An 8,254-nucleotide genomic window follows, 5' to 3' on the forward strand; every position below is an offset into this window, starting at 1 on the left:
AAGGCTGGTATCGGTTAATCCAATCCGTGATACAGTATTTGCCAGTAATCCGGCTCTCTATTATTTAATAGGAAATGTATTGACAATCGCTGCTTCTCTGATACTGACAGGAGGAATGGCAGTATCGGAGAAGCAGTGATAAGCACAGGAACATCCGTAAGCAGGGCAGTAGTGACAGAGTATGTCAAGCAGGGACTGACAATGGCAGCCAGCAGCTATGTGGAAAAGAGCATGACAGAAGCAACCAACAGTCCACTGGCAGGCTTTGTAGTTGGTTCACTAACCGGAATAGCAACATATGGAACGCTCAGTGAGCTAGATTCCATGGCAAATGTAAGTGGATTACACAGTTCTTTTGCAGAAGGAATGTCAAAGGAAGATGCCCAGAAATATCTTGATTTTCTTGAGAATGGAAGCAAGGAAGGGCTCACAGAGGCAGAAATAAGAGGAATCGGAAAGGTAGACGAAGCACTTGCATTAAAGAAAGTAAACCCGGAGGAGCTGTTGGAACTTAGAAAACAGCAACTGGGGAATGTGGGAGTGAGTGGTAGTACTTCTAATACTGGAGTTGGGAATCCTGTGAAAGTAGAAGGAAGAGGTAGTACAGGAAGAACAATTCCTAATAATTTAGAAGAACAAATGGCTATGCATCAAGTACGGTCTGATCCTTTGGAAGGTGCTACTGAACTTCCGATTAAATTAAATGATACGAGGTGGAAATCATCAGATGGTTGGGTCAAAATGCAATCTGTTGTAAAGACAGCTGATGGAAATAAAATTACAATCCATTATGTATATAATAAAGTGACAGGCACATTCGATGATTTTAAATTTAAGTAAAGAGAGGAATTTTATGGATAATATTATTTTTGAAAGAATATGGAAAGATTCTAATATTATAGAATTGAAAGTGATGGCAAGCTCAGAATACATTAATGTATTTCAGAATTGTTATGTTGAGGATGTTTTATTAGAAAATGCTGCAGATAAAATAAATAATTATATCAAAAATTCTAATGAGGTATGTTATTTGGAATTTGGAAATAAGATTGGAAACTATACACCTGCTTTTTCATTAAATATTTTACCCAGTGATAATCATGGACATGTAAAAATTGAAGTAGATATAGAAATTGCGGATAATGACAGACGTGCCCATAGATGTTGCTTTTATGTTAGCTGTGAGTTGGGACAGATTGAAAGATTTGGACAATCATTAGTATCATTAATATCAGAGGATGAAGGAGTCAAAGTTTCCCTGGTATAATTTATTAGGGTTATACTTTAGGACTTCCAATTCCTTAAATCCTTTGTTCGAAAAAGTAACTGTATCACCTATCTGCTCACGAAGCGAATGTCATCATGCTGATAAAATTAGATACCAATGTTTATACATCAAAGGTACAGTCTTTTTCGACGGTATCCGGTGAGGTAGAAGGAAAGCAGCTTACAGTTCCGGATTTAAATGTATCAATGGATGCCATGACAGCGTACAGGGCGGACTTTTCACAGTTAATTGGTCTGATGAGTTATTATCAGAGCCTTCTGACGCAGGATGCCGGGAAGCTTCTCACACTGCGTGATGAATTGGTTGATGCAGAAGCTTCTTTGATGAAAATGATAAAGACAAAATAGGGGGAGAGGAGAAAGTTATGGGATTTCAGGTAAAGTACGAGGAGATTACCAGCATCCGTGAATTAATCCAGGCACAGCTTGACCGGTGGATAGAGTAGATAGATGCGGTAAGAAGCAGTATTGTAGAGATTGCTACCATGCCGGAGATGCACGGAGGGGCAGCAGAGCATGTGAGAAGCTATATGTGGGATTATCATATGAATCTTGCAAATATGATAAAAGATACGATAGAAACCTACCGGAGCAGCTTTATACTCTATACAGACTGGTATTATAACATTGATTCTGACCAGATGGCAGAGATGTCCCAGAATTCCATGGAGGGATTGGAGGAAAATATTCAGGGGGCCAGGTCAGACTTTGATGCGGTAGCAGAGGAAGTGGCGGATATTGAGAGGGAACTGTCTGCTTATCTTGATGTGGGCAGATTTTCTACAACCTGTATGGAAAACTGCTTTGATAATGCACTTGCCGGAGTGCAGAATGTCCGCACACAGATAGGGGAATATGAAGAGGCGCACAGCCATGCAGATATGTATCCCATCGATATGATGGCAGGCTATCTTCGCAGTATTATTGGTGGACAGTTAGGTGGCAGTAGTGCTACAATCAGTGCATATGATGCATCGGTTGTGAATGCAACAGAGTCCTTCCAACTGGCACAGATGATGGATGGAATGTTAAGTACATATCTCGAACAGGTGAAGGACAGGGTAAACTCCTGTGAGGAGTTCTATGAACTGCAGCAACAGCAGTGGCAGCAATCCATCCGGCTGAGAACAGAAGAAGGCATTGTGAAGACGATTGCCGGAGTCGGAACCATGATTCTGGGAGGAATGCTTGTCGTAGCAACCTGTGGTATGGCACTTCCACTGGTGACTACCGTTGGAGTTGTAGCAATTGGATTAGGCACAACTGCATATGGTTGTGCGAATGCTATAGAAGGTAGTCAGGATGTTTATGCAGGAGTAACAGGAGACCCAAGAATGGTATCGGTTAATCCAATCCGCGATACACTATTTGCCAGCAACCCAGACCTTTATTACTTAATAGGAAATACATTGACAATCTCAGCATCCCTGTTATTAACCGGAGGAATGGCAGCAAATGCAGCAGTAAGTGCAGGAACATCCATAGGAAGGGCAGTAGTAACAGAGTATGCAAAGCAGGGACTGACAATGGCAGCGAGCAGCTATGTGGACAAGAGAATGACAGAAGCAACCAACAGTCCACTGGCAGGTTTTGTAGTTGGTTCACTAACCGGAATGGCAACATATGGAACGCTCAGTGAGGCAGAGCTGGAAGTAGTAAATAACGTAAAAAGACCGCAGCAGTTGGGAAATGTTGGAGAGAGTAGTATAAATTCTTATGCCGATTTTAGTAAAGCAGTAAGCGATATTGGTACGAGAAGTGATTTGACTGATGCACAAAAGATAAAGGAATTACAAAAACTGTTTAAAAACTCAAATTACAAAGCTGATATAAATGTGCCAAGTGATATTCAATATGTAAAGGGTTTTGATGTGAAGGGAAATGTAATATATGATTGGCCGCCTAAATTAGGCTTTGATGAAAGCACAATCAAACCTATTACCAGAACAGATGGTTTGGCTGATTCTTGGGATAGATATGGATATATGGGTGGTTCTAATTTCGCAGACGTTCCATCAACGGGTAAATACACATATAGTGAAAGAGCAATTCCTTATGTAGAAAATGAAGCAGCTTATCATACAGGAACTTTTAATAATGTAACGTATTTTGATAAAATTGATGCAATAAAAAATAGAGATATAGATACATTTAATGCGTTGCTTCATAATGAAGGGATATCTAGGTGGGATTTGGATGATTTTGAAGAACTATGTGATAGTTATGATTCGTTTATATCAAAAGCCAATAAGGAATTGGGAGATAGTGTAGATGCAACCTATGGTATAAAAGGCCAAGCAGCAGAATGGGGAGATATGACTGGTGGAGCGGGACAAATTGTTACCCCTTTTGGTGGAGATGTATTAGAAAAAATAGGAATATTAAAGGAGAATTAAGTGTGGATAAAAACAAATTAATTTCTAGTATACTATCATTTAAAGATGGCATAGGCATGTGGAAAATAGTATTAAATCAAATTACAGAGGCAGATTTTGTTATAGGATATGGTTTTGATAATAATGAAAAATTATGGAAGGTTTATCAAAATAATGAAAGAGGAATGAGGGCAGAATGGACGTTTAAGAATGAGGAAGAGGCATTGGAGAAATTATATAAAAAAGTAAAATTTCAGTGTAAATTAATAAATTAAATAAGGCCTTTTCAAAATCTGTTTGTCGGAACCATGATTCTGGGAGGAATGCTTGTCGTAGCAACCTGTGGTATGGCACTTCCTTTAGTGGCTACAGTAGGAGTAATGGCAATTGGCGCAGGAACAGCAGCATATGGCTTTTCAAATACAGTAGAAGGTGGTCAGGATGTTTATGCAGGAGTAACAGGAGACCCAAGAATGGTATCGGTTAATCCAATCCGTGATACAGTATTTGCCAGTAATCCGGAACTCTATTATTTAATAGGAAATGTTTTGACAATTGCTGCTTCATTGATACTGACAGGAGGAATGGCAGCAAATGCAGCAGTAAGTGCAGGGACATCCATAGGAAGGGCCGTAGTAACAGAGTATGCAAAGCAGGGACTGACGGTGGCAGCCAGCAGCTATGTGGAAAAGAGCATGACAGAAGCAACCAACAGTCCACTGGCAGGCTTTGTAGTTGGTTCACTAACCGGAATAGCAACATATGGAACGCTCAGTGAGCTAGATTCCATGGCAAATGTAAGTGGATTACACAGTTCTTTTGCAGAAGGAATGTCAAAGGAAGATGCCCAGAAATATCTTGATTTTCTTGAGAATGGAAGCAAGGAAGGGCTCACAGAGGCAGAAATAAGAGGAATCGGAAAGGTAGACGAAGCACTTGCATTAAAGAAAGTAAACCCGGAGGAACTGTTGGAACTTAGAAAACAGCAGCTGGGGAATGTTGGAGAGACCAGCTATGGGAAGTCAACACTTAATTCATTAAAAAATACAGAAAATTTTACAGACTCAGCTATTGAACATATATTTGAAGGGCAGGTAAATGCAAGAGGTAAAGCAGTTGGATATCATTATGAAGGAATAGAAGGCACCTCTGGTAATGTAATACCAGGGACGGAATCATCTACTAATAACTTTGGAATATATAAAGCAAAAGTTGAAGTGAATGGCATACCGAAGACTGCAAATGGAGGATTTTCGACATTTTATTCAAAGAATCTGAGCCCACAACAAGTGGTTGATGCAATTAATGAGGCATATAGTAATTGTGAATTAAAGCTTGGTACAAGAAATACATATCAGGGAGTAGCTAATAATGGTATGAAAATAGATATGTTTTTGGATCAAAGTGGTAAAATTATTTCAGCATTTCCGGAGGAATAGAAATGAAATACAGAATAGAAGAATATAAATTAAAAAATGGTATTGAGGATATAAGTATCATATTTGATGAGAAATATCAGTTGTTGACAACTTTTATGTCATGCGATGTATTGCCCTTTGAAAAATGGATTAAATCAGGTTTTGATAGAGTACTGTCAGGGAAAAGTGAATATGAAGAAGTAAATGGAAATGTATGTTGTGCGGAAATAAGTCCTAAAACGACTAAAGTATATGATAATCTGGCAGAGGATGCTATGGGGAATTGGTGTGAAGTTGATACAAAAGAACTTCGTCAATTAATTGATGAGTGGTGTGATAAAGTTCAAAAATTTAAAATGAGCATCACAACTAAGCCACCCACCGGCAGGCTTAATTCGTAGTCTCACTACCATATATTAACAGAATTTCTTAGGTTCATAAGGCTTACCATCCCGAAATACGGCGTAGATTATGGTGGTAAGCTTTCTTGCCACTGCACCGGTGGCAGTAAGATGGTGTTTGCCCTGTTCACGCTTCTTTTTGTAATAGGCATTTAAAGGACTGTTGTGAAAAGAACAGGTGGTTGCAGCAAGGAAGATTGCATGTCTCAGGTAAGGTGACCCCCGTTTGGACATGTGATTATGAGTGCTGCTAAATTCACCGGATTGTCGTACAGTTGGATCAATACCTGCAAAGGCAACTAAGGCAGATGAACTCTTAAATCTGTTTATATCACCGATTTCAGCAAGAATGGTTGCAGCAGCAATCATGCCTATCCCGGGAATGGTATGAAGATAACAATCAAACTTCTCGTAGTACTCAAGAATCTGGCAGTCAAGAGCTTCAATCTGCTTATCAAGAAAATTCATCCGATCAATGAGCTGTTTTAACTGGAAAGAGAAAGCATCCTGTGCTATCTTAATACCAAAGGTATCAGATGCAGCTTCTCGGATAGAAATCGCTTTTTTCATGGTAAGCTTATTGTGGCTCTTATCTTTTATGATTTCAAAGAGCTCATCTATTGGTGCATTCTCAATGTTCTCAGGGGTGAGGTATTTTTCAAGAATGCCCATGGATGTGCTCAGCCAAAGAGAAGAAAACTGTTTTTCATACTCTGGGAAGATCTGCTCCATAATCGTGCTGATGCGGAGTTTTATTTCGGTTCTGGAAGAAATCACAGAATCACGGTAACGGCATAACTGCCGCATAGCAAGAATGCTTTCGTCTGCCATAGAAGTGGTGGTAAACTGACCGAATCGTATCACTTCTGCAATCAGAAAAGAATCTATGGAATCGTTTTTTGTCTGCCAGATATACATCTTTCTGAGGGAATCAGACTGGATGGGATTGATTACATAGATGGTATATCCTCTGGCTTTGAGGAATGAATAAATCGGATACCAGTAATGCCCAGTGGCTTCCATGCCGAAGATACAAGAGGAATTGCCGATATTATTGAAGATAAAACTCATAAGAGAATCAGCACCTTTGTGTGTAGTTGCAAAACGAAGCGAATGTCCGATTTGTTTCCCTTCAGGAGAAACAATGGAAGCTTCGTGATGATTTTTGCCAATATCAATTCCGATAATGTACATAAGAAAACTCCTTTTGTGTAAATGGTATGTAACAGGTAGAATCCTCACTTCAATGCGGGTTACAATCTGGTTAGATATACGAAGTACAGCACATATGCTGCCAACATCCAGCTAATACGCAAAATCCTGCAAAGCAGAGGGAGCAGTCTCAATGAACGAAGTCACAAGTGCTTCAAGAGTGGTGACGCACACCTCTATCTATTACAGGATAATTGTGGTATAGGAATGAAATAAAAGCAATAGATAGAAAAAGACTGCTTTGATTCCTATGTGTTTAGCATACCAGAGTGGTAGTAAGGCTGATGTATTAGTTCAGAATAGGACAAATGGAAGAGCTTTTGAACAACAAGAATTTGCAAAATTTAGTTCTCAAAATAATAATGCAGTTGAACAGATTACTGTAAAAACATCTTCTGGTGTTAAAACAAGAGTTGACGCAATTGGATTAGATGCAAATGGAAATGTTGTAATAAATGAATATAAATCATCATTGACAGCACCGCTAACAAGTAATCAAAAAATTGCATTTCCTGAGATTTTTGAAAGTGGAGCAACTGTTGTTGGAAAAGGAAAAGGTATATTCTCTGGAGGATACCAGATTCCGCCAGGTACAAAAGTAACAATAATTCGACCAGAGTAGGAGGTATTATGTCGATAGTTGATAATAAAACGGTAGATGGCATAGCGTTAACGGATGATAATAAAGGAATAATTTTACTGATAGCTGACCATATGGACTGGAGAGATGAATATCAGCATTTAGTAATGTTGCAAGAAAAGATTAATGTATATATCACCTTTCTTGAACAGAAGCAGTATGAAGATATCTACAAAGGAGAAAATATAACATATGGAATTATAGAAATTCATTTCTTATATAGTTTAACCGCTAATGCAGAAAAGTTTTTACAGTCAGTTCAAAATCAAGTTGCCGAACTTGGTGTAAAGATACAATATTGTGTTTCACAGGAGGGAGCAGATGAAGCTAGATAAAAACCAACAAAAGCAATTAATTAAAGCAATATATATATCTTCAGATAGAAGAGGATATAAAACAAAAACAAATACCATTTATAGTGTAAAGGATGATACATTTATTCATTGTGATTTTCTTGTTGTAAATTCGCAGAAATTAGTTTATAGAATCTATATTAAAAATTATAACTATGATGACATTTTTTGGAAGGTTATGCAAATGCCAACTAATAGCAAAAAGAGTAATTCATTAAGGGCAAGTGGTGCTTTTAAGGCTCCTTCGATTTTATTAAAAAAAGGGGAAGTAGACCTTACAGATAAATATGATGAGCAAGCGGAATACCTTTTGGGATTAGTAGATGAGTGTAGTCATAATTTTATGGAAAAGTATGATATTGATGAGTATATTATTGATTATGAAGATGGTATGGATAAGGAAGTACTAAAGTGTTTAGCCTACATTAATATGAATAACATTGAGGAGGCTAAAAAAATAGCACAAGAATCAATTAATAATGGTAATAGAGGGAATTATGAGAATGGAGGGAAAGCTTTTTTTGATTGGATATTGATGCTTTAATAAGTATATCTAATTACATCTCTA

General features: G+C 38.1%; 11 protein-coding genes. 10 read left to right on the forward strand and 1 reads right to left on the reverse strand.

Annotation, left to right across the window (positions count from 1 at the left end; translation table 11 throughout):
- The first annotated feature begins 135 nt into the window (after positions 1-135).
- The 7 genes from DWV68_RS14835 to DWV68_RS13970 all read left to right on the forward strand — a co-directional run bounded on the left by DWV68_RS14835 (position 136) and on the right by DWV68_RS13970 (position 5,481).
- Positions 136-840: a hypothetical protein gene (locus tag DWV68_RS14835; protein WP_243089589.1), complete on the forward strand. Its 705-nt coding sequence runs from the start codon at positions 136-138 to the stop codon at positions 838-840.
- Between the two features lie 13 nt (positions 841-853).
- On the forward strand, positions 854-1,267 hold the full coding sequence (locus DWV68_RS13945; protein ID WP_118544595.1) for a hypothetical protein: 414 nt from the start codon (positions 854-856) through the stop codon (positions 1,265-1,267).
- Positions 1,268-1,362: 95 nt separating this feature from the next.
- Entirely contained in the window at positions 1,363-1,635 is a 273-nt protein-coding gene (locus tag DWV68_RS13950; RefSeq protein WP_117699355.1) for a hypothetical protein, read from the forward strand.
- Positions 1,636-1,733: 98 nt separating this feature from the next.
- Positions 1,734-3,683 carry a T7SS effector LXG polymorphic toxin gene (locus DWV68_RS13955; protein WP_279222416.1) on the forward strand — a complete coding sequence of 650 codons (1,950 nt, stop codon included), beginning with the start codon at positions 1,734-1,736 and terminating at the stop codon, positions 3,681-3,683.
- A gap of 2 nt (positions 3,684-3,685) precedes the next feature.
- Positions 3,686-3,937 (forward strand): hypothetical protein, encoded by a 252-nt coding sequence (locus DWV68_RS13960; RefSeq protein ID WP_118088425.1) that lies wholly within the window; start codon positions 3,686-3,688, stop codon positions 3,935-3,937.
- 48 nt (positions 3,938-3,985) lie between these two features.
- Positions 3,986-5,101 carry an EndoU domain-containing protein gene (locus DWV68_RS13965; RefSeq protein WP_197420878.1) on the forward strand — a complete coding sequence of 372 codons (1,116 nt, stop codon included), beginning with the start codon at positions 3,986-3,988 and terminating at the stop codon, positions 5,099-5,101.
- 2 nt (positions 5,102-5,103) lie between these two features.
- Complete coding sequence (locus DWV68_RS13970; RefSeq protein ID WP_012741738.1) at positions 5,104-5,481, forward strand: hypothetical protein; 378 nt, start codon at positions 5,104-5,106, stop codon at positions 5,479-5,481.
- Between the two features lie 15 nt (positions 5,482-5,496).
- Here the strand turns inward: DWV68_RS13970 and DWV68_RS13975 are convergent, their stop codons facing one another.
- Positions 5,497-6,675 carry an IS110 family transposase gene (locus DWV68_RS13975; protein ID WP_118666099.1) on the reverse strand — a complete coding sequence of 393 codons (1,179 nt, stop codon included), beginning with the start codon at positions 6,673-6,675 and terminating at the stop codon, positions 5,497-5,499.
- A gap of 259 nt (positions 6,676-6,934) precedes the next feature.
- Between DWV68_RS13975 and DWV68_RS13980 the strand changes: the two genes are divergently transcribed.
- From DWV68_RS13980 to DWV68_RS13990, 3 genes are read left to right on the forward strand one after another with little or no spacing between them, the layout of a single operon-like run.
- Positions 6,935-7,315, forward strand: coding sequence for a hypothetical protein (locus DWV68_RS13980; RefSeq protein WP_147340223.1), 381 nt, complete (start codon positions 6,935-6,937; stop codon positions 7,313-7,315).
- Positions 7,316-7,323: 8 nt separating this feature from the next.
- Positions 7,324-7,668: a DUF6572 domain-containing protein gene (locus tag DWV68_RS13985; protein WP_117699332.1), complete on the forward strand. Its 345-nt coding sequence runs from the start codon at positions 7,324-7,326 to the stop codon at positions 7,666-7,668.
- Positions 7,655-8,230, forward strand: a complete 576-nt coding sequence (locus DWV68_RS13990) for a hypothetical protein (protein ID WP_118087657.1) — start codon at positions 7,655-7,657, stop codon at positions 8,228-8,230. The genes DWV68_RS13985 and DWV68_RS13990 overlap by 14 nt, the downstream gene beginning before the upstream one ends.
- Positions 8,231-8,254 lie beyond the last annotated feature (24 nt).

It is taken from the genome of Roseburia sp. AF12-17LB (assembly GCF_003479605.1).
GTDB classification, from domain to species: domain Bacteria; phylum Bacillota; class Clostridia; order Lachnospirales; family Lachnospiraceae; genus Roseburia_C; species Roseburia_C amylophila.

What these genes read in the sequence shown, in the direction of transcription:
- DWV68_RS13990 (WP_118087657.1), top strand. Translation starts at nt 7,655, where the DNA reads ATGAAGCTAGATAAAAACCAACAAAAGCAATTAATTAAAGCAATATAT.
- DWV68_RS13985 (WP_117699332.1), top strand. Translation starts at nt 7,324, where the DNA reads ATGTCGATAGTTGATAATAAAACGGTAGATGGCATAGCGTTAACGGAT.
- DWV68_RS13970 (WP_012741738.1), top strand. Translation starts at nt 5,104, where the DNA reads ATGAAATACAGAATAGAAGAATATAAATTAAAAAATGGTATTGAGGAT.
- DWV68_RS13975 (WP_118666099.1), bottom strand. Translation starts at nt 6,675, where the DNA reads ATGTACATTATCGGAATTGATATTGGCAAAAATCATCACGAAGCTTCC.
- DWV68_RS13965 (WP_197420878.1), top strand. Translation starts at nt 3,986, where the DNA reads ATGCTTGTCGTAGCAACCTGTGGTATGGCACTTCCTTTAGTGGCTACA.
- DWV68_RS13945 (WP_118544595.1), top strand. Translation starts at nt 854, where the DNA reads ATGGATAATATTATTTTTGAAAGAATATGGAAAGATTCTAATATTATA.
- DWV68_RS13950 (WP_117699355.1), top strand. Translation starts at nt 1,363, where the DNA reads ATGCTGATAAAATTAGATACCAATGTTTATACATCAAAGGTACAGTCT.